At 53.2% G+C, this 25627-nt stretch carries 21 protein-coding genes; 10 read left to right on the top strand and 11 right to left on the bottom strand.

Annotation, left to right across the window (positions count from 1 at the left end):
• Nucleotides 1–73: 73 nt before the first annotated feature.
• From pdsO to HCX89_RS00330, 3 genes are read left to right on the top strand one after another with little or no spacing between them, the layout of a single operon-like run.
• Nucleotides 74–841 carry a sortase-associated OmpA-like protein PdsO gene (pdsO, locus tag HCX89_RS00340; RefSeq protein WP_101094910.1) on the top strand — a complete coding sequence of 256 codons (768 nt, stop codon included), beginning with the start codon at nt 74–76 and terminating at the stop codon, nt 839–841.
• A 14-nt stretch (nt 842–855) separates the two neighbouring features.
• A complete protein-coding gene (locus HCX89_RS00335; RefSeq protein ID WP_167714690.1) occupies nt 856–3183 on the top strand; it encodes a marine proteobacterial sortase target protein in 2328 nt (775 codons plus the stop codon).
• A 32-nt stretch (nt 3184–3215) separates the two neighbouring features.
• On the top strand, nt 3216–3824 hold the full coding sequence (locus tag HCX89_RS00330) for a class GN sortase (protein ID WP_144224857.1): 609 nt from the start codon (nt 3216–3218) through the stop codon (nt 3822–3824).
• Here HCX89_RS00330 and HCX89_RS00325 read toward each other — a convergent pair.
• On the bottom strand, nt 3816–4841 hold the full coding sequence (locus tag HCX89_RS00325; RefSeq protein ID WP_144225636.1) for a GGDEF domain-containing protein: 1026 nt from the start codon (nt 4839–4841) through the stop codon (nt 3816–3818). The genes HCX89_RS00330 and HCX89_RS00325 overlap by 9 nt on opposite strands.
• 162 nt (nt 4842–5003) lie before the next feature.
• On the opposite strand from HCX89_RS00325, the gene HCX89_RS00320 reads away from it, so the two are divergent.
• Entirely contained in the window at nt 5004–6593 is a 1590-nt protein-coding gene (locus HCX89_RS00320; protein WP_167714687.1) for a M28 family metallopeptidase, read from the top strand.
• Nucleotides 6594–6681: 88 nt separating this feature from the next.
• Here HCX89_RS00320 and HCX89_RS00315 read toward each other — a convergent pair whose 3' ends face one another.
• The 4 genes from HCX89_RS00315 to HCX89_RS00300 all read right to left on the bottom strand — a co-directional run bounded on the left by HCX89_RS00315 (nt 6682) and on the right by HCX89_RS00300 (nt 10373).
• Complete coding sequence (locus HCX89_RS00315; protein ID WP_167714685.1) at nt 6682–7533, bottom strand: class I SAM-dependent methyltransferase; 852 nt, start codon at nt 7531–7533, stop codon at nt 6682–6684.
• Nucleotides 7534–7790: 257 nt separating this feature from the next.
• Nucleotides 7791–8639 (bottom strand): outer membrane beta-barrel protein, encoded by an 849-nt coding sequence (locus tag HCX89_RS00310; RefSeq protein ID WP_236574530.1) that lies wholly within the window; start codon nt 8637–8639, stop codon nt 7791–7793.
• A 331-nt stretch (nt 8640–8970) separates the two neighbouring features.
• Complete coding sequence (locus HCX89_RS00305; RefSeq protein ID WP_025009532.1) at nt 8971–9918, bottom strand: RimK family alpha-L-glutamate ligase; 948 nt, start codon at nt 9916–9918, stop codon at nt 8971–8973.
• A gap of 20 nt (nt 9919–9938) precedes the next feature.
• Nucleotides 9939–10373 carry a DUF413 domain-containing protein gene (locus tag HCX89_RS00300; RefSeq protein WP_025009533.1) on the bottom strand — a complete coding sequence of 145 codons (435 nt, stop codon included), beginning with the start codon at nt 10371–10373 and terminating at the stop codon, nt 9939–9941.
• Nucleotides 10374–10483: 110 nt separating this feature from the next.
• Here HCX89_RS00300 and hdfR point away from each other — a divergent pair, with 110 nt between their 5' ends.
• Nucleotides 10484–11329 (top strand): HTH-type transcriptional regulator HdfR, encoded by an 846-nt coding sequence (hdfR, locus tag HCX89_RS00295; RefSeq protein WP_025009534.1) that lies wholly within the window; start codon nt 10484–10486, stop codon nt 11327–11329.
• A gap of 97 nt (nt 11330–11426) precedes the next feature.
• Here the strand turns inward: hdfR and HCX89_RS00290 are convergent, their stop codons facing one another.
• Nucleotides 11427–11798, bottom strand: coding sequence for a diacylglycerol kinase (locus HCX89_RS00290; RefSeq protein WP_025888399.1), 372 nt, complete (start codon nt 11796–11798; stop codon nt 11427–11429).
• Nucleotides 11799–12201: 403 nt separating this feature from the next.
• Between HCX89_RS00290 and HCX89_RS00285 the strand changes: the two genes are divergently transcribed.
• Nucleotides 12202–13170, top strand: coding sequence for a DNA ligase (locus HCX89_RS00285; RefSeq protein WP_254428334.1), 969 nt, complete (start codon nt 12202–12204; stop codon nt 13168–13170).
• Nucleotides 13171–13225: 55 nt separating this feature from the next.
• Entirely contained in the window at nt 13226–13696 is a 471-nt protein-coding gene (locus HCX89_RS00280; protein ID WP_167715124.1) for a low molecular weight protein-tyrosine-phosphatase, read from the top strand.
• A gap of 118 nt (nt 13697–13814) precedes the next feature.
• On the opposite strand, the gene ylqF is transcribed toward HCX89_RS00280, so the two are convergent.
• The gene (gene ylqF, locus HCX89_RS00275; protein ID WP_167714683.1) at nt 13815–14756 is read right to left on the bottom strand and encodes a ribosome biogenesis GTPase YlqF; all 942 of its coding nucleotides are present in this window, start codon (nt 14754–14756) and stop codon (nt 13815–13817) included.
• Between the two features lie 76 nt (nt 14757–14832).
• Nucleotides 14833–15672: an isopenicillin N synthase family oxygenase gene (locus HCX89_RS00270; protein ID WP_025009539.1), complete on the bottom strand. Its 840-nt coding sequence runs from the start codon at nt 15670–15672 to the stop codon at nt 14833–14835.
• 217 nt (nt 15673–15889) lie between these two features.
• On the opposite strand from HCX89_RS00270, the gene HCX89_RS00265 reads away from it, so the two are divergent.
• The gene (locus tag HCX89_RS00265) at nt 15890–16807 is read left to right on the top strand and encodes a bifunctional methionine sulfoxide reductase B/A protein (protein ID WP_144221365.1); all 918 of its coding nucleotides are present in this window, start codon (nt 15890–15892) and stop codon (nt 16805–16807) included.
• Nucleotides 16808–16864: 57 nt separating this feature from the next.
• Here the strand turns inward: HCX89_RS00265 and HCX89_RS00260 are convergent, their stop codons facing one another.
• Nucleotides 16865–18424 carry a SulP family inorganic anion transporter gene (locus HCX89_RS00260; protein WP_167714681.1) on the bottom strand — a complete coding sequence of 520 codons (1560 nt, stop codon included), beginning with the start codon at nt 18422–18424 and terminating at the stop codon, nt 16865–16867.
• Between the two features lie 138 nt (nt 18425–18562).
• The gene (gene rne / locus HCX89_RS00255; protein ID WP_167714679.1) at nt 18563–22030 is read right to left on the bottom strand and encodes a ribonuclease E; all 3468 of its coding nucleotides are present in this window, start codon (nt 22028–22030) and stop codon (nt 18563–18565) included.
• 587 nt (nt 22031–22617) lie between these two features.
• Between rne and rluC the strand changes: the two genes are divergently transcribed.
• Complete coding sequence (gene rluC / locus HCX89_RS00250; protein WP_054743938.1) at nt 22618–23583, top strand: 23S rRNA pseudouridine(955/2504/2580) synthase RluC; 966 nt, start codon at nt 22618–22620, stop codon at nt 23581–23583.
• A gap of 21 nt (nt 23584–23604) precedes the next feature.
• Nucleotides 23605–24249: an HAD-IA family hydrolase gene (locus tag HCX89_RS00245; RefSeq protein ID WP_129979044.1), complete on the top strand. Its 645-nt coding sequence runs from the start codon at nt 23605–23607 to the stop codon at nt 24247–24249.
• A 364-nt stretch (nt 24250–24613) separates the two neighbouring features.
• On the opposite strand, the gene HCX89_RS00240 is transcribed toward HCX89_RS00245, so the two are convergent.
• A complete protein-coding gene (locus tag HCX89_RS00240) occupies nt 24614–25627 on the bottom strand; it encodes a PAS domain-containing protein (protein WP_167714677.1) in 1014 nt (337 codons plus the stop codon).

Genomic DNA, 25627 nt, shown 5'->3' with positions numbered 1-25627 from the left:
GGGGTTTAATCATCTCAACGACGAGGAACGCTGCCAACTGGGCAGCAAGCTCTACAAGACAAAAGGAATCGAGATGATGAAAAAGACCCCCATAGCCTCCCTGATCATGGCATCACTGTTGCTGACTTCTTCTCTGGCGCACGCCGACAGCCAGCCAAACTTACCGACTCAGGAGAGAGACCACAACGAAGAGTTGGTTGGCTTTGGCACAGGCGCACTGCTGGGCGCCGTGGTTGGGGGACCTGTGGGGGCCGTTATCGGTGCCTTCACCGGCGGCATAGTGGGTAAGTCTGTGGGCGATGACGAGCAGCTCAAGAGTCAGCAGCAACAGCTGGCCGAGCAAACCGAACAACTGGCGAGTCTCAGTGAGAAGCAGCGAGCACTGAAGGAGTTATCGTTGCAATACGCCGATGCCCAGAGCCGTCTTAATGCGCTTTCCCGCGACCGGGCTACCCAGCTCGAAGAGTTGATAGTGGGTATGAATGTGCAGTTTCGTACCGGCACCGCCGAAATCGAACCCCACTTTGCCCGCCAGCTGGACGATTTGGCCTATGCCATGAGCCTGTCGCCTGAGCTGATGTTGGATCTGACCGGTTACGCCGATCGCCGTGGTAATTCTGATTACAACCAGACGCTGTCTGAACAGCGAGTTGAGGCGGTGAAAAGCTATTTGGTTAGCCAAGGCGTTGCCGAAGAGCGTTTGCAAACCCAGGCTTTGGGTGCCAGTTCTCCCCTCAGTGCCAAACAGAGCCGCGAGAGTGACTTCTTTGACCGTCGGGTCACGCTGAAATTGCAGACTCAGGGAGCTGCTCTGGCAGCCAATCAACAAAGCGGTAATTGAGAGGGAGCGACAAAATGAATATGGATATCCCTCGGCAGGAAAACGAGCAGTTTCAGAGAATGCCCGCCGCCAGTCACAGCGATTCTGATACTTATTTATGCAGGGCCGTCAACGCCCTGCAATTTTCAGGCTTTGCCCTGCTGGCACTGCTGGTGTTTAACCTGGTGAGCTCGGTTGAAGCCTGGGCCGAGAATGGTCCCCAATTTGCCGAAGAGCCTGCAAGTGTCCAGGCTCAGGAAGGTACCCTTCAACTGATTGATAATCCGCAATGGCCAGGTGCCGGGGTGCTCGCTTTTGGCGACACTCAGGCCCCGGCACTGGCAACCGAAGTCAGCATGAGCATCAGTGGCTGGAGTAACAGAGTCAGCGTCACCCAGTCATTCACCAATGATACCCAGGAGTGGATCCACGGCCGTTACCTGTTCCCGCTGCCCAATGAGGCGGCGGTGGACAGCATGCAGCTGAGAATAGGTGAGCGGATCATCGAGGGGGTTATTCAACCAAAGGAAGAGGCCAAGCGCACTTTTGAGCAGGCCAAGGCTCAGGGCAAGCGCGCCAGTTTACTGAGTCAGGAGCGGCCCAACCTGTTCACCACTCAGGTGGCTAATTTGGCCCCGGGGGAAACCCTTAAAGTCAGCTTCAGCTACCAGCAGGCATTGGATTACCGTAATGGTCAGTTTAGCCTGCGCTTTCCCATGACCCACACGCCCCGTTATCTGCCTCAAAGCATGCTGCAAAGCTTCAAGGGTGTGGAGGAGGCGGCGCGGTTGCTGAGTCCTGTGATTGAAGCCGCGGGCCTTGAAAAGATGTTTGCCGGTACAGATAGCGAAAGCTCTGATCTTAAAAGCTCCCAAGCGCAAAGCCCCCATGCGCACAACGGTGGCCAGGAGAATCGCCTCAGTTTGGATATTATCCTGGATGCCGGTTTTCCCTTGCTGTCGCTGGAATCCCCTTATCATGCTATTTCTCAACAAACCCTGAGTGATGGCCGTATTCGGGTGCAGTTGCAACAAGACAATACCAAGGCCGACAGCGACTTTGTGTTGCAATGGCAAGCGGATCCGGGCGTTAAGCCCGCAGCGGCGCTGTTCAGCCAGCAAGGCCAGACCCATACCCCAGCACCTTCTTTAGCGCAGGCCGAAGGCCAAGCTGCCAGGGATGAATACAGTCTATTGATGTTGATGCCTCCACAGAGCAAAGAGGTGGCCAAGCCCTTGCCCAGGGAGCTTATTCTGGTGATAGATACTTCGGGCTCCATGGGGGGAGATGCAATTGTTCAGGCCAAACAGGCATTGCTGTATGCCTTGAGCAGTCTCAAACCGGAGGACAGTTTCAATGTTGTTGAATTCAACTCTGCAGTGCAAACCATGGCGGCCAACTCTTTGCCGGCGACGGCCCACAATATAGGTCGGGCGCAGCAGTTTATTCGCGCCCTGGAAGCCAACGGTGGTACCGAGATGGCCAAGGCGCTTGAGCTGGCATTGAACAATGATTTTGCCGCTCAAAATAACATTGGTTCGCAAGGTGAGAGTAAGGCGCTCAGGCAAGTGATTTTCATGACAGATGGCGCCGTAGGCAATGAACAGGCGCTGTTTGAACTGATTAAAGACAGGCTCGGCGACAACCGTCTGTTTACCGTAGGTATAGGCAGTGCCCCCAACTCCCACTTTATGCAGCGCGCCGCCGAGCTGGGGCGTGGCAGCTTTACCTATATTGGCAAGATGCAGGAGGTGGAGCAAAAGGTGGTTGCCTTGCTGGAAAAAATCTCTGCTCCCAGGATCACAGATGTGTCACTGCGCTACCCTGACGGCACAGTGCCGGATTACTGGCCGGCACAAATCCCGGATCTCTATCAGGGTGAGCCGGTATTGGTGAGCATCAAACAGCGTAGCAATGCCCACAAGGCAGTTATCGTATCCGGTCTTATCGATGGCCAATTCTGGCAGCAGGAGCTGGCGCTCAATGCCAAGGCTGAGCCCAAAGGGCTGGATCTCATCTGGGCCGGAAAACAGATAGCCGCGCTGGAGCTGGCCAAAGATGCTGCCAACAGTGAACGCATTGAACGCCAGGTCACAGCGCTGTCGCTGAAGTACCACTTGGTCAGTCCGTACACCAGCCTGGTTGCAGTGGATGTCACCCCGGTCAATCCGGACGCCGCGACGACCCGGGAAGGGCAAGTGGCCAGTCATGCGCCCAAGGGCTGGCAGGGTAAGTTGCCGCAGACCGCCACCGACAGCCGGCTGATGTTGCTGCTGGGGTTGGCAAGTTTGCTGGCGGCGCTGATGCTGGCGGCTTTCCCCAGGGCCTTTGGCCGCCGTGCTTGTGAGGAGGCGGGGCGATGAGCCAGGCTCATCAGGCCCTGACAGCAGGCGCTATGCCCTTGGTCAATAGGGGGCGCTTTAGCGATATCTGCTCAATAGTGATAGTGGTTCTGGTCGTGGCGGGTTCGGCCATGCTGTTTAAAGGAGGATATATGCAAGCCAAAGCCATGTTCGCCCAGTTTTTGATTGAAAAGGCCTGGGCCAAGAGTCTGACTGACGGCCAGGCACACAAACCCTGGTCCTGGGCCGATACCCACCCCACGGCCAAATTGTGGATAGGCAAGCATGAGCCACTCTATGTGCTGGCCGGGGCCAGTGGCCGTAATCTGGCCTTTGGACCGGCGCAGATGCTCTCGGGAGCCAGCGCCGGAGAGACAGGCAATACAGTGATTGCCGGTCACCGGGATACCCATTTCGCGATTCTGGCCGGGGCCAGGGTGGGGCAGGAGATCCGCTTGCAGGGCATGGATGGCCAGATCCATTTTTATCGAATACGGGCTACCGCAGTCGTGCATGAATCTGAGACACGTTGGTTGATGGGCAGTGATGAGCGGCTATTGACGCTGATCACCTGTTATCCCTTCGACAGCCTGAGCGGCGGCGCCGAGCTTAGGTTTGTGGTGCAGGCAGAAGCCTTGCAAACGCTGGCGGTTTCAGCCTGATATCGGCATCACCCGATTGCGGCCCAAACGCTTGGCTTCATAGAGCAAGGTGTCGGCGCGTTCGGTAAGGGATTGGCGGGTATCCAGTTGCTGCCATTCGGCAACCCCGAAGGAGGCGCTGATATTGCTGATGAGCTGGCCCTTGCGCCTGTCTCTGACGCTAACCTTCTCCAGTGCCCGTCTCATGGCTTCGGCCAGTTGGCGGGCTACTCTCAGCTGACTGGTCGGCACCAGAATAGCGAACTCTTCACCACCGAAACGATACAACTTGGTGCCGTCACGGCAACTATCCTGCAGACGCTTGGCCACCGCCTTGAGCACCTGGTCCCCCAAAAGATGCCCATATTCATCGTTGAAACGCTTGAAGTGATCCACATCCACCAGAATAAGGCAGCAGCCCTTCGGCGACTGACTCAACAAGCTATCGAAGTCGGCATCGAAGGCACGGCGGTTAAGGCAGCCGGTGAGGGCATCAAACAATATGTCTTTTTCGGTGTTTTGCAGCTGTAGCCGCAGACTGTCTATCTCCTGCTGGGCCTTGCTCAGTTGCGAGCTCAAATAATCCGTGCTACTGCGAATATCATCCGAGTCTTTCACCAGGGCTCGGACCATGCCCATCACTTGCTCAAGATCCATGGCGTCCTGATCCAAGCGGCTGATACGGCCAAAGTTACGCTCGATTTTGGCGCGAAAACTGTCGGCATCGCAGCTGGTATCCTTGAGTGACTGAGACAGCTCGGTCGCTATCGCCTCCATACTCTGGCGCATATCTCTGACATCCAGTTCATCTTCCGGGGCCAGATGATGACGGTAGAGGAGTTCCGCCGTTGAGGGCGGACAGGTGTTGTACTGGCTGACGGCTTCATCCAGGCTGGCATTGAGTACCGGGTTGCGCTCGCTGACATAGGCATACCAGAGCGCATAGTTGACCGGCGTTGTCGGTATCTGATGTTTTAACATCAACGGCAAGGCTTTTTTCAGGTATTGGGCGGCTTGTTGAAGCAGAGTCATGGCCATAGGGGAACTCATTGTCAATGCAATTACCTATTCAGCTTGACATAAATTAAGCCGCTTGTGGATCCAAAGGCTCACAGAATGTCACCTTGTTGCGCCGATTGCCGAATGCTGCCCCGCTGTTACAATGGCTGAACAAAATAGATAATAGCAAGGAATGAAGTCGTGAAATTTACCTCTGTCTGTGGCCTGTTGGCCACACTGTTAACGCCCGCTCTGGCGTTGGCTGCCCCCTTTGAACTGGATGAATCCAGCTATCGCCAGGATGTGAAAACCCTTGCCAGTGACGCGTTTGGAGGCCGTGCGCCTCTGTCGGCCGGTGAACAGCTGACCTTGGATTACCTTACCGAGGCCTTCAAGGAGATGGGGCTTGAGCCCGGGTTTGGCAACAGTTATCTGCAAGCCGTTCCCATGGCCAGGATCACTGCAGATCAGAATATGCAGTTAAAGCTGGGCTCAATGAGTTTCAGCAATGGCGAGGAGTTCACCGCCCGCACTCAAAGAGTGACGCCCAAGGTGCAGCTGCAAGACAGCGAGGTGGTATTTGTCGGCTACGGTATCAATGCCCCGGAATACGGCTGGAATGACTTTGAAGGCCTGGATGTTCGTGGTAAGACCCTGATTGTACTGGTCAATGATCCCGGCTTTGCCACTCAGGATCCCCAGGTATTCAAGGGCAATGCCATGACCTATTACGGTCGCTGGACCTATAAATATGAAGAAGCGGCCCGTCAGGGCGCCGAAGCCGTGTTTATTGTGCATGAAACTGCGCCCGCCGCTTACGGTTGGGGGGTGGTGCGTAACAGCAACACCAATACCAAGTATACCCTGGTGGATAAAGATAACAACGCATCATCGGTTGGCGTGATGGGGTGGATCCAGCATGATAGCGCCAAGAAGCTGTTCAGCCAGGCGGGTCTGGACTTTGATACCTTGAAGCAACAGGCGGTCAATAAAGGCTTCAAGGCGGTGCCGTTGAAACTCAAGGCCAATCTGACCTTGAACAACAAGATAGAACTGGCGCAATCCCACAATGTGGCGGCCTTGTTGCCTGGAACCGAGCACAAAAATGAATACTTGGTGATGCACGCTCACTGGGATCACCTGGGAAAGACCATTGAAGATGGCAAGGAAGTGGTGCTCAACGGCGCTGTGGATAACGCCTCAGGTGTGGCCGGTGTTCTGGCACTGGCAAAGCACTTCAAACAGCAAAAGGGCATTGATGCCCCGAAACGCTCGATTCTGTTCAGCGCCTTTACTGCCGAGGAAACCGGACTCATTGGCGCCCAGTACTTAGCCGAAAATCCCCCGGTTCCCACCAAGCAGCTGGTGGCATTTCTCAATATAGACGGCATGAATATGGGCAAAGGCGTGGATTACATCCTGCGTTATGGTGAAGGTGTGTCAGAGCTGGAGCAGTATTTGAATGATGCCGCCAAAGGGCAGGGACGCAGCGTCAAGGCCGATCCCCGACCGCAAAATGGCTTGATGTTCCGCTCGGACCATTTCGCTCTGGCCAAGGAAGGGGTACCCGGCTTGCTGTTTATGAGTTTGGGGGATACAGACCCGGATTATATTGCCCACAAATATCATAAGGCAGCCGATGATTATGACCCAAGCTGGAGTCTGGATGGGGTTCGGCAGGATTTGGCCTTGATAAGCGATATCCTGGCGCGGTTGGCCAATAACAATGACTGGCCCAAATGGCTTGAAGATTCGGACTTCAAGAAGCGCCGGGCTCAGGATCAGCGCTGAGTTTGGTGGCAGGTGTGACTCAAAAAGGGTTACACCTGTCCATGCTTCTTGTCACTTGAAAGCGTAGTTAATGGAATGCCTTGGTTTTTCATGGCTGCTCGACACAGGCATGCACCAGAAAGCTGGAGTGGAAGTATTTGGGAATGTATTTGGACAGCAGATAATTGAAGAAACCTACTCGTTTCCACTCTTTGAAATCGGCGTAATGCGCGACTGAAATCACCTTTAGCTTTCCATGCCATTGCTCAATCTCCCGTGGCGAGTCGAACGCCAACTTAAAACCGGCACCGGCATATTTTACGCTGTCGTGGTTATCTGAATTGTCCCTCATCCAGCGACTGATACCGTCGAATAGAATATGGCAACCAGGAAAGCGGTTGGCCAGTTCTTGAAGCAACTGTTGTACCTGACAATTGTCGAAGTACATCAGCAGGCCTTCGGCAATAAAAACAAAGGTTGCGCCCTGATGACGGGCATTGAGTTCATCCATCCAATCGCTATCAAATACAGAAGCACTGATGCATGTCTCACAACTGTCCGAAGGAAGGAGCTGCTCTCTGAGGGCAATCACTTCAGGCAGATCCAGGTTGTAAAACCAGGCCTTGTCTTCCATCGTGTTTCCCATCAGCTTTTGAATCCTCTGAAAGCGGGCATCGAGCCCGGCTCCGAGGTTGACTACAACACAGGAGTGCGCCGCAGCGATAATAGCCGCCGTGAGTCTGTCAAAGTAACCCGCGCGGATGGCGACCCCTACTGAGCTCAATACAGATTGGTCAAAACTTGAGAAGTCATAATCAAATTGTTCGATAAGCGCGCAGGCCCAAGGATCTGAGAAGAAGGCATCTTTCAGTTTGGATTGGCACGACTTCATATAGAGCGGGATAAAAAGTGTTTGGGCGATAGGATCATTTAGCCCTGTGACTGCCAGCTTGTTACTCATCTTTGCCTACTCCATCACCTCTTTGCTAAATGATAACCATTATCATATGCGTAACTGTGAGCAAGAGTGGATTTTTATCAAACTCACTTTTTGAGAGGCTTGGCAGGCGAGAGGGCAGGAATACTTGGTGATTGTCGGCAAAAGATAGTGGATGACAGCTTTGACTCGAGCTGCCAATAAGCGACTATGGTCAGGGAAAGGGGGCAGGAAAAAGCGTCAGGAAAAAGCGTGATTGTACCGTCAAGCGGAGAACAAGTTCAGAAACGGTAGCTGATCGATAACATGGGGCCGATAAAACTATAGTAGAGGTTGTAGTCGGCCACTTTTACCGCGGCGTCCGATGCGCTCTGACGCACATCCACATCCACTTTGTAATAGTTATAGGCCAAGGTGATGTCCCAACGATCACTCAGGGTGGTTTTCATGCCGGCTCTGATATCGACCAGTGAGCCCTTGAGATCATCAAGGCGCACGGAAAAATATTGGGCATGCAAATTAAATTGCCAACCGGGTGCCAGCTCATAGTCACCAAAGAGGCCAATATTCGGCAAAGGTGCGGTAACGCTTTCATCCACCAGTCTGGGAATGGGCTGGGCGCTGCAGATATTGCCGCTGAGCTCTGAGGTGGCACAGGCCCCGATTGAACCTTCGAAGCTGCTTTCAATGAACATGGTATGCAGCCCTACACTGACCCCTATGTTATAGCCGTTGCCTTGAAACAGATCATAGCCATAGCCGATGCGGGCGATATCGATATTGAGCGTGGTGCCCAGCTGGCCACCGGCCTTGACATCATAGACGGTATCGTCAATCTGGACCTGAAATGGTCGACTGACCGCTTGAGTTTCAGCGCTGCGGTGTAGTTGTTTCCAGTCAAAATAGATGTGGTGCCTATCGTTGAAACGGTATCCCAATTCAAACAGAGGCAGAAACTCGTTTTCCGCCAACTGCAGATCAGACTCAAAATCCAGATCGAAATCGTTGCCGACCAAGGGATCGGTAACTTGCATATTGGTGTCGGACTGAGAGTAGAAACCACCAATATTCAAGCTCCACTCGCCGGCTTGGGCTTGGGTAGTGGCGCAGCAGAGCAGGGCGAGTGTCAGCGACAGTCTCAAACCTGAATTGTTAATAGAGTGTGGTGTCAACAATGGGTAATCTCTTTTCGTTACTCAGATAATCCAAGTGCCTTCTCAGAGATTCCTTTTCCGGGATAAATCGGCACGTGCGCGGTTTGAGTGCTTGCCAGCTCTAGTTTGTAGGATGACACTTCTTGTATTTTCGAATGCTGAAAATCCGCGCGACTGCAAAGAGTCTAAACCAGAATGATGGTTTTTGTGAATAGAATGTTTACAAATGTGTGGTTTTTTATGATCTACCACAAAAAAGCGCCCCATAAAGGAGCGCTTCAGTCTGATATTAAAGCTCGTGTTCGGATCAGGCCTCGGACTCGCTGCTGTCGCTTTTCTTGGAATCCTTGTTGAACATGCCCAAACGGATGCGGATAAAGTGCAGTATTTGTGCTGCTATATCCAGGTGGAGACAGGACTCCAGTCCTTCAAAGCCCGGCGAGGAGTTGGCTTCACAAATCTTGTAGTGACCGTTGTCAAACAGCAGATCTATCCCGGCAACATCCAGATCCAGTATGTTGGCTGTCTGGGTTGCCAGCCACTCTATTTCAGGTGTGACCGCAAAGGGGCTGGCTGAGCCACCGGCGCTGACATTGGCTTTGAAACTGTCCTCTTGGCCGCGTCTCTCGTAGCAACCTGCTACCCGGCCACCTATGGTGAAGACTCGCAAGTCCCGGCCATGGCTGTTGGAGATAAACTCCTGCAGAATGATGTTGGCATTCTTGTTGGTGGCCTCGATAAGCTGCATCAGATCATCGAACTCACGTGCCTTGTGTGACAGAAACACGCCGCTGCCTTGCGAGCCGGACAGTGTCTTGATCACCACAGGGAAACCCAAATGACGTTCAACCAGGTCAACATCAACCGGGAATTTCACCAGCATGGTCTTGGGCGTTGGCAGATTCTTTTCAGCCAACAGTTGCTGGGAAAACAGCTTGTCCTTAACGGTTTCTATTGCCTTGGAAGAGTTGAGGCAATAAACACCAAGACGTTCCAGGTGGCGGATAATCGCCAAGGCAAAATAGGTGGTACCCGAGCCCATACGGGGAATAATAAAATCGGGCAACTCTACTGGTTGCCCGTTCAGTAAAATACTCTTGTTGTCCTCTCGGGTCACTGTGAGGTCAAACTCATCGGGAGCATAGACCTCAAGTTCGATATTGTCGGCCTTGGCGGCCTCCAACAATCGGTTTATTTCATACAATTCAGGTTTTAGCTGAGTCGCGGTCTCTTTATATAAAATCCAACCACGCATTTAGTCGCAAACCCTAATTTTCATTGGTCATCCTCAAGTTCAGGCTCATCCTGAACATCGTCATCTATCATATCGTCAATATACTCAGCATCGGCCTTTTTCACTAAAGTGGTGCCGACTACTGCGTAGAAAGGCTTCCCAGAAGCCAACTTGACATACTTTACCCAGATCTTTTCCAACAAGCTACCGGGAGCGGAATTTCCGCGGACAACTTCAACAAAATGACTCTCCTCCGGATTCCGGGGGGCTTGGCGTCCCTCCGCCAGAGCCTGCATGGCAACGCCATGTTTTTCGAGTAATTCTGCTTCGTTGTAAGTAAAATCCCCGCTGCGGCGAAAGCCTTTGGGGAAGTTCTTGTCGTCATAGAAACGGCGTTCGCTGACGAAACTCTCATTGGCGGCTTGTTGCACAGATGCACTCTGCAGTGCCGATGGTGAAGGAGTCGTGGTCAACATGGCGATATTCCTTACAAAATGGTTCTTGAGGAGATTTGCAAGCAGAGTATTGGCTAGTATGATTGATTTATAAATCAAAAAAATTTGTCTATGACGATAAAGAATTTTTTATGGACACGGATTTACTCAAGACATTTCTGGAAGTTTCCCATACCCGCCATTTTGGGAAGGCCGCCGAAAACCTCTATCTGACCCGCAGTGCCGTATCTTTCAGGGTTAAGCAGCTGGAGAGTATTCTCGGGGTCGAGCTGTTTGAACGGCAGCGAAACAACATACAACCGACCCCGGCCGGGGTGCGGATGCTGGCGCATGCCGAAGCGGTACTGACCGCCTGGGAGCGGGCCAAACAGGATATCTCCCTGAGTGAACACCAGTCGGTGCAACTGGTTATCGGTGCGGCGCCCAATATCTGGGACGCTTATCTGCAGGGATATATGCAAGGTTTACATCAGGGGCTTGCCGGAGTGGCGCTGCGCACCGAAATTCTGGCACCGGCGGCCATGACCAAACAGTTGATGGACCGAACGCTGGATCTGGCCATTGCCTTCGATCCCCCTAAGCTGGAAGAGTTTGAGTTGTTGCAGATAGGGGAGGTGTCGCTGCATCTGGTGAGCACAGAGGCGGCTTCCTCCGTCGATGAACTGACGGACAGGCATTACATCAAGGTTGATTGGGGCACGGCATTCAATATCCAACATGCCAGAGACTATGCCGAGTTGCCCATTCCTGTGCTGCATACCGGCTCGGCTCGTATTGCGCTGGACTTTCTGCTCAATAATGGTGGCAGTGCATTTTTGCCGCAAAACATGATTGAACCTTATCTGGCAAAAGGAGAGCTGTTTGTGATTGATGATAAAACACCGCTCAGGCGTAATGTCTATGTAGCCTACTTGCCGGGCAACGACCGCCTGGAGCAGATACTGCAAGCGGTCAACTACCTCAGAAGTCAGTTCTAAACTTGGCTGGGCATTGAGCGTTTTGCCTTGATGCCCTGTTGCCTTACTACTGAAGCATTCAAAATACCAAAGCGTGCATTCAACATACCAAAGCGCTTTAGAACACCAAAGGCCAGATAACCACGGCCCAGGTCAGGCCGCATAAACACAGGCTGATAAAGACCGCCGCCGAGGCAATATCTTTGGCCTGGCCACTCAAGGGGTGAATTTCATCACCCACTCTGTCGACCACGGCTTCAATGGCCGAATTCAACAGCTCGGTAATAATGACGATAAATACCGTCGCTATCAGTAGTATTTTTTCTGTCTTGGCCACATCCAGATATAACGCCAGCGGGATCATTAACAATGCCAATACGGCTTCTTGACGAAAGGCGGCTTCATGTTTCCAGGCGGAGCATAAGCCCTTGATGGAAAAGCCGGTGGCGCGGAAAATGCGTTTCAGTCCATGATTGTTGGCGGGTTTCATATTCTCTCAATTCTTGATCTGTGGCTATGGCCGGTTGCTGTATAAAGACCCGCTGAACCGTGAAAGGTTCCTGGGTTAATGGGGTTGCAACTTGTCGCTTCCTTTATTGACCTCGCGTTGGTCACTAGTGACTAATTTGACTATTAGTGCAGTGGCGCTGAGGTTTCCAAGGTGCGGCGGCATTATAGCAGCTCATCTTACCGCTGATATAACAGTTACTGCACCTACCACGGGTGTTTGGCCGTTATTATGCCAAGGCGGAAGGTTTGGCAAAGGGGGAGGGCCGTTTCGATAATCGTTACACTAGTTGTCACCATAACCGCCACGACTTTCTATACTCTTTGTAGTTTTGGTCTCTGCTATAGGATGTAGCAGGCAATTGGCCGATAGCCAGGGAGGGCTTATGCAATATCCGCAATCGTTACCGACAACAGCATACCTTAAACGTTTTCCGGCCATGCTGTTACTGCTGCAAACTTTTCTGCTCTCGTTTCCGGCCGCCGAACGAGAATTACCGGCCCCGGAGCTGGCCGGTCGTTGGCAACAACAGAAGGCCGAAATCAAGGATTTTCTTGTCAGTGAAAAACTCGATGGTGTTCGCGCCAGATGGGACGGCAGGCGTTTGCTGAGCCGCTCGGGCAGAGTGATTCCTGCACCAATTTGGTTTGTGAAGGACTTTCCTGCCGTGGCACTCGAAGGAGAGCTTTGGGGCGGCTATCACAGCTTTAATACTGCATCGCTGCTGGCCAGAGGTTTAGGCGAAGCAGACTCCTGGCGCCAGCTGGGTTTTTATCTGTTCGATGCCCCCGGGCTGAAAATGGCTTTTGCTGAACGTTATCAGGCGTTCAAGCAGTATCACCAACTGACCCCTTATCTCTATGTCATCGAGCAGCGGCGTCTGAGCAGCACGCAAGAGTTACATCTGTGGTTACAGCAGGTGGTGGCCAAAGGGGGCGAAGGCCTGATGGCGCACCGCATTGATGCCATGTATCTGGCGGGGCGCAGTGATGCCTTGTTAAAACTCAAACCTGTGGAAGATGCCGAGGCGCGAGTGCTGGCGATACTTCCGGGAAAGGGCAAGTATCAAGGCATGATGGGCGCCTTGCTGGTGGAAACCGAGGCTGGGGTAAGCTTTCGTCTGGGAACAGGTTTCACCGATGCCGAGAGGGCTTCACCGCCACTTCCCGGAACCTGGGTGACCTTTGCTTTCTCCGGGCTGACCTCGGGCGGCAAGCCTAGGTTTGCCCGCTTTCTTAGGGTAAGATCCGACTATCGACTCAGCTTCCCGGCAGAGGCTATTGAGGCAAAAGTCTCTGTCGCTGACCCGGCTGCAGAACGCAATCCTGCCGTGTCAGCCAACAAGGAACCTTAAGGTGGAATTTCAAAGCGTGCCAAGTGTCAGTGAGGGTGAAATCAACCGTATCTTGATGGTTTGTATGGGCAATATCTGCCGCTCACCAAGTGCTGAAGTTGTAGCCCGGGCCAAGGCTCAGGCCATGGGACTGACACTGGAGTTGGATTCTGCCGGCACCATAGGTTATCACGCAGGGGAATCGCCGGACAGGCGCGCCCGCGCTGCCGGTGAGCGGCGCGGGCTGGATTTTTCAGGGATCAAAGCCAGGCAGGTGTGTGCGCGGGACTTTGCTCATTTCGATCTTATTCTGGCGGCCGATCGTGATAATCTTCAGGCCCTAGATGAGGCTTGTCCGCAGATTTACAAACACAAGCTGGCCTTGATGCTGGACTTTGCCGATACCCCCATCAGGGAAGTCCCGGATCCTTACTATGGTGGCGACAGCGGATTTGAGCAGGTTTTGGATCTGTTGGAGTTGAGCATTGCCGGACTGTTTGCCCGGATCCAGGCCACCAGGCCCAAGAGTATCCCGCCAGTGCGTTGAGCTGTTCTGCAAAGGACTAAAGTCATAGAGCTTATGCGGAATTTAGTAGGATAAGTGACAAACAAAAACAGGCCACCATAGTGGCCTGTTTTCGCTAAGTTTGCTTCTTGAGGGAAACTTAACCCTGATGGCGTTTGCCGGAGCGCTTCAGCCTGTCGGCTTCTTTCTTTGCCTGCTTCAGGGCCTCTTTCTCCGCCAGCAGCTTGGCCACTTCGACCTCTTCTGCCTGGGCCATTTCCGGCGTTTCCAGGGACAGCTGGCCGATTTTCCCTGAGCGGAACTCATGTAACAGCAGTTCCGAGGCCTTGTGCAAATCGATATGACCGCCGCTTCTGAGGGCGCCACGCCTGCGGCCTATCTCTTCGAGCAGTTCGATATCTGTGGCGGGCAGGGAGGTCAGCTTATAACGCTCCATCATCGCCTCCGGGTAGGCATGCAGGAAGTAAGCTGCGGCAAACAGGGCCACATCCTCATATTCCATGGCGGTATCCTTGATGGCACCTGTGACCGCCAGGCGATAACCCGAGGCTTCATTGTCCACCTTGGGCCAAAGGATCCCCGGCGTGTCGGACAGCACTATGCCGTTTTTAAGGTTGATCCTTTGCTGCGCCTTGGTCACCGCAGGTTCATTACCTGTCTTGGCAATCACCCGGCCGGCCAGGGTGTTGATGATGGTGGATTTGCCCACATTGGGGATGCCCATGATCATGGTGCGAATATCCTTGAGCGCACCTTCGCTCACGGGGACCAGTTTGCGGCACAGCTCGGGGATCTTTCTGACCATGGCAGGTTGCATCGTAGTGATGGCTTGTGCCCGCACCCCTTGTTCCTGCTCCAGGTACTCAATCCAGCGATTGGTTATCTCGGGATCGGCCAGATCAGACTTATTCAGCAACTTGATACAAGGCTTGTCCTGGCGCAGCTTGGCCACCATGGGGTTTTCACTGCTGTAAGGTATTCGGGCGTCCAGCACTTCGATCACCAGATCTATCTGAGGCATCACCTCTTCTATCTCTTTGCGGGCCTTGTGCATGTGTCCCGGATACCATTGAATCGCCATCTATTGCTTATCCTGCTGAAAACTGAAAAAAGAGCGCTATTGTAGCATTCCGAACTGAAAAAAGCGCCCGCAGGCGCTAGATAACCCCAAGTTCGCGCAGGCGTTCCATCAGGTAGCTGTCGGCGGTATAGCGCTCTGACAGCACTACGTCGGGGCGAGGGTGCAGGAACAGCGGCAGTGAGATCCGCGACTTGCTCATATCGGCACCTTCCGGATTGATCACCCTATGAGTGGTCGATGGGAAGTAACCGGCGGAAGCCTCCTGGAGCATATCGCCTATGTTAATGATAAGGTTGCCAAAATCGCTGGGAACATCCAACCATTCTCCATCGAGGCTTTTCACCTGTAGCCCGGGCTCGTTGGCGGCGGGCAATACGGTAAGCAGGTTGATATCCTCATGGGCGGCGGCGCGAATGGCGCCCGGGGTCTCATCACCTGTCATTGGCGGATAATGCAGCACCCGCAGCAGCGTCTTGTGGCTGTTGGCTATCATTTGCGACAGCGCAGTGCGGTAGTTGGCTGCCACCTCGGCAGGCGAGTGCGCCTCGACCCAGTCCAGAAGCTCGGCGGCCAGCGCATTGGCTTCTTGGTAGTAGGTGAGGATGTTGTCCTGCAATTGCTCAGGAATGCGGCCCCAGGGGTAGACGTGAAAGTACTCTTTGATGTCTTTGACTGTATGGCCTTTGGCGGTTTCTGAAATGCTCGCAGGAAAGAAACCATCCTGGGTTTCCGGCTTGAACATGAAGGCCTGTTTTTCTTCACTGTTGAAGAACTCCTGCCAGTCGCGGTAGATATCCTGCACCAACTGTTGTGAAATAGGGTGGTTGCGCAACACGCCAAAGCCGGTGCTGCGCAGGGATTCTACAAAGCGCTCGGCAGCATCTGCGGCGCGATAGTCTATGGTTTCCAGTTTCATCATCATCTTTCTTGGTTATTTTTATTGACCCGATACTCGTGTCTCTAAGGACATTTTGTTGGCAGTCGGGTGACCCGGGCGCAAGTCTACCTTGATGTCTTTATAGGGGCAACGTAAAGTGATCCAAGTCACTTTTATGGCTCTGTGTAACTAGAGTGAACGGTAACCACTGCAATTCGGGTCTTATGGGTTACGCAGAGCAATCGAGGAGCGTTAAATGAAACCCCTGAACGAGTTTGAGCGTTATGTCATAGAGGAAAAAGGCACAGAGCGCCCTTTCAGTGGAGAGCTGTATCAACACAATGCCAAGGGGCGATATCTGTGCCGTAAATGCGGTGCCCCCTTGTATTTGTCCGAGCATAAATTCAATGCCCATTGTGGTTGGCCCGCCTTTGACGATGAAATCTTTGGTGCCGTCACCCGGATACCCGACGCCGATGGTCGCAGAACAGAAATCGTTTGCAGTCAATGTGGTGGTCATCTGGGACATGTGTTTGAAGGAGAGGGGTTAACCGCCAAGAATTTGCGACATTGCGTCAATTCTGTCTCCATGGTCTTTGAGGCCATAGATGATGCCGAGGCTCAGCAGCCGACAACTGAAAAGCGTTTGGAGACGGCCACCCTGGGCGGCGGCTGTTTCTGGTGCTCAGAAGCGGTATTTCTAAGCTTGGCCGGGGTTACGCAAGTGACTTCCGGCTATGCCGGCGGCGCGGCAAAAGATGCCAACTACAAGGCGGTATGCAGCGGCGCAACCGGCCATGCCGAAGTGGTGCAGATAGTTTTTGACCCCACTGTCATCAGCTATTCCGAGCTGTTGGAAGTGTTCTTTGCCAGTCATGATCCCACCACCTTGAATCGCCAAGGCAACGATGTGGGGCCTCAGTATCGTTCGGTGATTTTCGCGCACTCGGATAAGCAGATTGAGACGGCGTCCTCCATGATTAAGGCGCTGGATGAGGAAGGCGTCTTTAGCGCGCCGATAGTGACAGAGTTGACCGCCTTTGATGGTTTCTATCCGGCGGAGAACTATCATAACGACTATTTTGCGCTCCATGGTGAGCAGCCCTATTGTGCCTTGGTGATTAAACCCAAGCTGGATAAGGTGCGACGGCGTTTCAGTGCCAAGCTGAAGTAGAATAAAAAAACGGCAAGCCTCAGCTTGCCGTTTTTCTATGGTCTGGACAGTGTTAATTTACGAGTCTAACTTGTCGTCGGCAATCTTGTATCTGGGATCTTCAATCAGATTGACTTCCACCAGATCGCCGGCCTTGTGCAGCAACTGCTTGCAGTCGTTGGAAAGATGACGAAGATGCAGGCGTTTGCCTTGGTTCACATAGCGCTCGGCCAAGGTGTCTATGGCATCGAGAGCCGAGTGGTCACAGACCCGGGATGACTGGAAGTCGACCACGACATCCTTGGGGTCATTGTTGGCATCAAACAACTCAAGGAACGAAGCCGCCGAGCCGAAAAACAGTGGGCCATTGAGGCGGTAAACCGCCCAACCGTTGGCATCTATACTCTTTTGAGCACTAATCTGTTTGGCATGCTCCCAGGCAAATACCAGCGCAGATATTATCACCCCGACAAATACCGCAATCGCCAAATCGGTAAATACCGTCACCACAGTCACCAGCACGATAACAAAGGCATCGTGCTTGGGCACCTTGCGCATTACTTTAAAGCTGGCCCATTCAAAGGTTCCCAGTACCACCATAAACATGACCCCGACCAAGGCGGCCAGCGGGATCATCTCGATAAAGGCGGCGGCAAACAGAATAAAGCACAGCAAGGTGAGGGCGGCGGTGATCCCGGAAAGACGACCGCGGCCCCCTGAGTTGATGTTAATCATCGACTGACCAATCATGGCGCAGCCACCCATGGCACCGAAAAAGCCACTGGTGACGTTACCCACGCCTTGGCCGACACATTCCTTGTTGCCACGGCCGCGAGTCTGGGTCATCTCATCGACCACAGTCAGGGTCAGCAGAGACTCAATCAGGCCAACAGCTGCCAGGATAACGGCATAGGGCGCTATGATATAAAGGGTTTCCAGGTTGAAGGGCACGGCCGGAATGGCAAAGCTTGGCAGTGTGCCGGCGATAGTTGCCTCAGGATTACCGCTCATATTGCGCAAATAATCGAGCACGTTGCGGGTATCCAGATCCAGGCCCACCACCAGAGCGGTTACTGCCAGTATGGCCACCAGGGATGAAGGCACGGCTGTGGTCAGCTTAGGCAGAAAATGTATGATAGCCATAGTCATGGCTATCAGCGCCAGCATCAGCCAGATATCTGCACCGGGTAACCAGGCCATCTCCTCTTCGCCGACTTTGACCTGAAATTGCCCCAGTTGTGCCAAGAATATTACTATGGCCAGGCCGTTGACGAAGCCTATCATTACAGGATAGGGCACTATGCGAATGAACTTGCCAAGCCGCAGTGCTCCGGCGGTAATTTGAATTATCCCGGCCAGCACCACGGCGGCAAACAGATAGCTGACTCCGTGGGACACCACCAGACTGGTCATGACCACGGCCATCGCGCCGGTGGCGCCAGATATCATGCCGGGACGACCGCCGATGAGAGCCGTGATCAGTCCCATAATAAAGGCGGCATAAAGGCCCACCATAGGTTCTACTTTAGCTACGAAGGCAAAGGCTACCGCTTCGGGCACCAGCGCCATAGCAACCGTTAGGCCGGAGAGTATATCCGCCTTGTGACTGCTGGTTTTATGGCGTATCAGTTCAAACATTCAGCTTGGGATCCCATCTTGAGGGTTAAAAACAAAGTTGCGCATACTAGCAAAATTTCTGTTGTGACAGAAGTGTGAAGCAGATCAAAATAAAAAAACCATGCCCGAGGGCATGGTTTTTCTCAGCAACACTTAGGTTCAGGGACGGGCCATATCTGACTCGGCGCTGTTACCATGGCTCTTGCGTGGCGCGCTTTCGCCATTGGCCTGATACTCACGGCCTTTGGGCACTTCAACGTGAGCACGTTGATCCACCTGTGGCTTGGTTGTATCTGAGCCAACCATAGTGCTGAAGCGACTGACTCTTGGTGCGGCGCTTGCCTGGGTTGTTGCAGGTGTTGCTGCCGGGCTTTCCTTGACTTCATTGCTTGACTGGCGCGCAGGGCGGCTGATAGCAGCCGGCTTGGCCATAGGGGCAGAGGCGGCGACGCTTGCCGATGCAGTTTCTGCCTTGGGCTTGGATGCAATCTCTTCAGCAGCTTTTGCCTTGGGCGCTTCGCTCGCTTTCTCTGCCGTTTTTGATGGCGCAGCTTCGACTGGTTGAGCTTTTGCAACTTCAGCTTTTTCAGCTTGGGCTTCAGGCGCTGTCACTGGCTCGGCTTCTGCTGTTTTGGGCTCAGTTTTTACCTCGACTTCGGCGGCTTTTGCATCGGCAACGACTTCTACCTTGGCAGCGACCTCGGCTTGAGGCTTGGTCTCAACCTGAGCTTCGGCTGTTGCTTCAGCTTTGGCTTCAACCTGAGGAGCCGGCTTGGCAACAACTTGAGGTTCAGCTTGCTCTTGAGCTTTGTCGGCAGGCTTTGCTTGCTCAGCGGCGACTTCAACGGCAGCGGCAGGCGCTGATGCCTCGGCGACAACCTCTTCTTTAGCGTTATTTGCTACTTCAGAGGCTGCTTTTTCAGTGCTTGCCTTTTCAGTGCTTTCAGACTCTTCGCCTTCCTGTTCAGTACGGCGGCGACGCTGACCGGCTGCGCGCAGATGACGAGGGCTGCGGCGGCTACGGCGTTGGCCTTCGCGCTTGGGCTTATCGTCTTCTTCAGCACCCTCAATGGCTTCGGCATCACTTTGAACACCATTAGCTTGAACACTGGTTTCAGCGATTTGCTCGGCATTGGCAACAGGGCTGACGTCGGCGCTTGCCTGAATGTCTTGTGACACCTCTGCACCTTGGGCTTTAGTGGCAACCTGAGTTGACACTTCACCCTTCAGCTCGGTAGCAGTTTCGCTCTTGGCTTCTGACTTGGCTTCAACTTCGGCCTGAACTTCCATTTCCTTGGACTCAGCCTGAGCTGCAGCAGGCTTACGACGGCTGCGACGCGGCTTGTCAGCTTGCTCGGCGTTATCCTTGGCATCGCTTTCTTTGGTGCGAGCTGGCTTGGCCTCGGTTTTTGCCTCGACCTTTACTTCAGATTTGGCGTGGGCGCTGGCTTTCACTTCGGCGCTGGTTGCCTCTGCTGTATTGTCAACGGCTTCCTGTGCATCGCTGGCCTCAATGCGCACCTTACGACGCAGGTTGCGACGTTGGCGACGCTCACGGGCGGCTTCCTGTTTTGGTTCCTGCTCGCTTTCGTCACGGGCCTTGCTGCGGCTCTTGCGTTCATCAACAGCTTCAGACTTGGGAGCCTTGTCGTTACGGTCACCACGGGTTGGCTTGCCGGTATCGTTTGCCTGACGCTTGTTGCCTTGCTCGTCTTTATCACGGGCAGGGCGCTCATTGGCGGACGATTTACGGTTGCGGCTGCGTGAATCGCGGTTACCGTCTTTGTCATCACCACTCTTGCGACGTCTGTCGTTGCGGTCATTGCGACGGTTACGGCGGTTGTTCTGGCCGCTGCCTTCCTGATTGTCTTTAGTGCTCTTTTCCTGCTTCTTGTCGGCTTGTGGCTCGGAAGAGGAGAAGATGGCACCCAGGGCGGCGAAGAAACGGGAAATTATTCCGGGCTTGGCCGCTTCAGTCGTTGCGGCTTTGGCCGCCGGTTTGGCTGTCTGCGGTGCTTCGGCAGTTTCCTGCTTTAGAGGTGTAGCAAAACCACTCAAGGCTGGCTTGGGTGCAGCAGCACGTTCCAGTTTACGTGGTTCATACAGTTTGTTTTCCGGCTCTTCCACACGCTGGTAGCTGACTTCAGAGATCTGGTCGTCCTTGCGATGACGCACCACGCGGTAGTTCGGGGTCATCATGTGTGGATCCGGGATCACATAGACTTCAACATCATGGCGCTGCTCAGTGATGCGTATGGCCTTGCGCTTTTCGTTAAGCAGGTAAGCCGCGACATCCACGGGCACTATGGCCTCAATCTGAGAGGTGTTTTCCTTGATGGCTTCTTCTTCCATCAGGCGCAGAATCGACAGTGCCAGCGACTCGGTACCACGAATGGTGCCCTGGCCGTTACAGCGTGGGCAGATGTGAGCGGCGGACTCTTCCAGAGACGGACGCAGACGCTGACGGGACATTTCCATCAGACCGAAGCGGGAAATACGGCCCAATTGCACACGGGCACGGTCATGGTGAACTGCATCACGCAGACGGTTTTCCACTTCGCGTTGGTGTCTGACCGGAGTCATATCGATGAAGTCGATAACCACCAGGCCGCCCAAGTCGCGCAGACGCAATTGACGGGCAATCTCGTCGGCGGCTTCCAAGTTGGTGTTCAGTGCGGTTTCTTCGATATCGCCACCCTTGGTGGCTCTGGCGGAGTTGATATCGATAGAGGTCAGTGCTTCGGTGGGATCGATAACGATAGAGCCGCCGGAAGGCAGTCTGACTTCGCGCTGGAATGCGGATTCTATCTGTGACTCAATCTGATAGTGGGTAAAGAGCGGCACTTCAGATGAGTAGGGTTTGACTCTGTCGACAAAATCAGGACGTACCAGGGAGATATGCTGCTTGGCATCGGCATAAATTTGTGGGTGGTCGATTAGAATTTCGCCTACATCACGGCGCAGGTAATCGCGGATGGCGCGAACGATAACATTGCTTTCCTGATGAATCAGGAAAGGAGCAGGGCGACTCTCGGCCGCTTCCTGAATCGCTGTCCAATGGTGCAGCAATACCTTCAAGTCCCACTGCAGATCGGCGGCAGCCTTGCCAACACCTGCGGTGCGGACAATCAGCCCCATGCCGTTGGGCACTTCCAGGTTTTCCATGGCCTCTTTCAGCTCAGTGCGCTCATCACCTTCAATCCGACGGGAGATACCACCGGCGCGAGGGTTGTTGGGCATGAGTACCAGGTAAGAGCCAGCCAGACTGATAAAGGTGGTCAGGGCGGCGCCCTTGTTACCACGTTCTTCTTTATCTATCTGAACTATGACTTCCTGGCCTTCACTGACCACTTCTTTAATGCTGGGACGCCCCTGGAAGGAGTAACCTTTGGGGAAGTACTCGCGGGCGATCTCTTTCAGTGGTAGAAAGCCATGGCGTTCGGCACCATAGTCAACAAAAGCCGCTTCCAGAGAGGGTTCTACGCGGGTGATTTTACCTTTATAAATATTGGCTTTTTTCTGCTCATGGCCTGGGCTTTCGATATCCAGATCATAGAGCTGTTGCCCATCAACCAGGGCAACGCGCAACTCCTCGGATTGAGTCGCATTGATTAACATCCGTTTCATGATGACGTCATTCTTCTTAATAAGAGGTCATCAAACGTACTGGTCGCTGCATTACGGGCCTGGTCTCATCGGGAGACGCCTCTCGGCGTTCCTCCAGGCTGGGAGGTGCGCATTGCTGTTAGACGCATTCGCTGCGTGTCGCATCCTATTTATGGCTTATTTTTCAATGATTACAAAAACAAGGAATTCGTTGTAAAACATCAACCAACCCCATAAATTCTTCAATAATAATCCGGTAATGCCGAAGTCGAGCCTTGTCGTTTGATGACGAGTTAACATTAACTTTCGAAAACAGCATAGTGGCGGCTTGAAAGTGGTCTGAATTTCGTAATTCCATCCAGGTTTAACCGTAAAAACAATTTTTTCAGTAGTGTTCTTTTATGTACGGTTTGCAAATCAACTATTTGCGACCTCGGAGGTCAGACATCGCTCAAGCGCTTTCCACTGTTCGAACCGTTCATAGATTGAGCAATGGCTCATCAATACGCAGGGTTCGCCGCTGAAATATAGCTGAATTCAAAAAAATCGGCAATCAAAAGCCTCAACATGTTGTACAATAGCGCGCCCCGAACCGCAACATAAGTGTTATGAATACCGAGACGCCATCACCCAATCAGCAAGTTCGCCTGGTGACCATTGACGAAGACAATGTTGGCCAGCGCATTGACAATTTTCTGCTCAGCAAGCTCAAGGGCGTGCCCAAGAGCATGATCTATCGCATAGTGCGCAAGGGCGAAGTCAGGGTCAACAAGAAACGGATAAAGCCTGAATACAAGTTGGCCGAAGGGGACCAGGTACGCATTCCGCCGGTTCGGGTCAGTGAAGAAAACTACCGCACGGCGCCTTCCGCCAACCTGGAGCGGGTATCGCGCCTAGAGGACAGAATTCTTTTTGAAGACAAGCATATTCTGGTACTGAACAAACCGGCCGGCATCGCCGTACACGGTGGCAGTGGTGTGGATTACGGCGTGATTGAAGCGCTGAGATCCCTGCGACCGCAACAAAAGTTTCTCGAGTTGGTGCACCGTCTGGATAAAGACACCTCCGGAGTGCTTTTGGTTGCCAAGAAGCGCAGCGCGCTAAAGCACTTGCATGACCAGCTCAGGCACAAGCAGATGCAAAAAGACTATCAGGCGCTGGTTCGTGGTGAGTGGCAAAAGCACGACAAGGTGGTTAAGGCGCCATTGCTGAAGCTGACGCTCAAATCGGGTGAACGCATTGTGCGGGTAAATACCGAAGGCAAGGCCTCGGAAACCCGCTTCAAAATTTTGCAGCGTTATGACGGTGCCACACTGGTGCAGGCCAGCCCGGTTACCGGTCGTACTCATCAGATCCGGGTACACTGCCAGTATGCCGGTCATCCTATTGCTTGTGACGAAAAGTACAGTGAGCAAAAGTTTGATGACAGTATGCGGGCACTCGGGTTGAATCGCTTGTTTCTGCATGCGGCGCAACTTAAGTTCACTCACCCTGACACAGAGACTGAAATGACAGTGCAGGCTCCTTTGGATCCTGAGTTACTTGAGTTGTTGGATAAACTCACTCGGGTATAGCAAAGAATAAGGAAACAGGCCATGAAGGCATACGAGCTGCTGATATTCGATTGGGACGGCACCCTGATGGACTCAATAGGCAAGATTGTCCGCTGTATGGAAAATACGGCAAGGGTAATGGCCTTGCCTATACCCTCGGAGCAGGCAGTACGTGACATTATTGGCCTATCTATGACAGAGGCCTTGCAATGCCTCTATCCAGCGGGAAGCGTTGGCGAATATCAGGCGCTCAGAGAGGAATATAAGCAGCAGTTCCTGCAGCTTGATACCACGCCTAGCCCACTTTTCAGTGAAACTCCGGCACTGCTGTCACAGCTGCGCAGTGAGAAGTATCTGCTGGCGGTGGCGACAGGTAAGGCAAGGGCAGGTCTTGAACGTGTACTGCGGGAAACTGGGCTTGGAGAGTTTTTTCATGCCAGTCGCAGCGCCGATGAGGCGAGAAGTAAACCACACCCGGACATGCTGCAACAGCTATTGGCTGAATTAAAGATAGCGCCTGAGAGAGCTTTGATGGTGGGTGATTCGGTACACGATCTCAATATGGCTGCCAGTGCCGGTATGGATGCCATAGGGGTCAGTTATGGCGCCCATAGTCGCGAACGCTTACATGAAGCAGCGCCCAAAGCTATTATCGACACGCCATTGGGGCTTTTACATCACCTATGATGCTTACGGGAATACAGTCCCTAGTGCACAGTGAAAAGGCCTGCAGATGCAGGCCTTTTACTTTCTGTATTCTGCTAAGGAAGGTGCGAATAAGTCCTCGTGGCACTCTGGCTTGCACAACAATTGGCGTTCAAGGCATCTGACTGAAGGCATGCCGGGGCCTGTCGAAGTCGGATAACGCAGAAAGCCGGTTGTTGTGAAAGCCCCGAAGGGCGTGGCTTACAAGCCTGCCTGCTGTGTTGTGCTTCTTGCAAAGGACTAGGGCCATTTGCTGCGAACCACGCCTTGCATCCAGGCCTGTAAGCCGACGCAGAGCACACATGGGACTTGTTCGCACCTTCCCTAAATAAAGTGAAGTGCAAGTTCAGGAATTGGCGGTTTTCAACTCCTGGCCCAATTGGGTACTCAGGTTATTCGCGTTTGGGGGCTCTGCGCTCAAGTTCTCTTTGTTCAGGTTCTTTGTGCTCAAGTCCTTCGCACCAAGGCTCCCGCTATTAAGATCCAATGGCTCAGTGCCCAGGCTGGATAAGGCCAGCGCCGACAGACGGGTGATGTCGTGGGACGAGACTATGACGCCGCAAATTTCGCCGGCATCATTGATGCAGGGTGAGTGTCGTACACTCATCAGTAATGGCGCGGCCAGATGCGGTGGATGCAACCACTGATTGGCTTCCAGCGTTTCGCCGTTAAAGGCCCGCTCAAGTAGCGGCCGGATCTTCTTCTCAAACACGCTTACACCGTGCAGTTCAGTAATATGCTTACCTATGATCTCCTCTTTAACGCGGTTGAAAAGCTGCTCATACCCTTTGGAGACCATACGGTAACAGTAGTCGGTACCGATAAATGCCAACAGATGATCTGTGGTGGCTATCATCTGCTTGTGCATGGCGAGCTCGCGACTGACCAACATTCTGTGATATTCGAGGCCGATACGCTGGGCCAAGATCCGGAAAAACTCTTTTGACTTGGCGCTTTCGGCCTGGGGGAGGGTGTCGAGTACAAAAATATGGCCGACCGGTTTGCCATCACTGCCGAGGATCAACTCGGCCTGATAACTCTGGGCGCCTATCTCGCGGATCATGGCAAAATGGGGAAATCGTTTCTGCAGATCACGGGCGTGGAGTATGTGAGTGCTGGTTTCCTGTTGTTGATAGAGGGACTCACAGGGAGAGCCGGCCAATTCAAACTCAAAAGCAGGCAGAGACTGTTTGTTGTCACAAAAGGCAATGATCTCACCTTGGGAATCGTTTTTGAGTCGGCCAAAGCCGGCCCAGCGACATTGGGTCACCAAGGCGAGTGCGCGCAGTGCCCGTTGAAAAAAGCGTTTATCTGTGCAGGGAGCAGCCAGTAGAGCCAAGGCTTCTTCGGTATCTGTCAT

It is taken from the genome of Shewanella sp. Iso12 (assembly GCF_012030025.1).
In the GTDB taxonomy this organism is placed as follows: domain Bacteria; phylum Pseudomonadota; class Gammaproteobacteria; order Enterobacterales; family Shewanellaceae; genus Shewanella; species Shewanella algae.
This window is presented reverse-complemented; position numbering and strand designations above follow the sequence as displayed.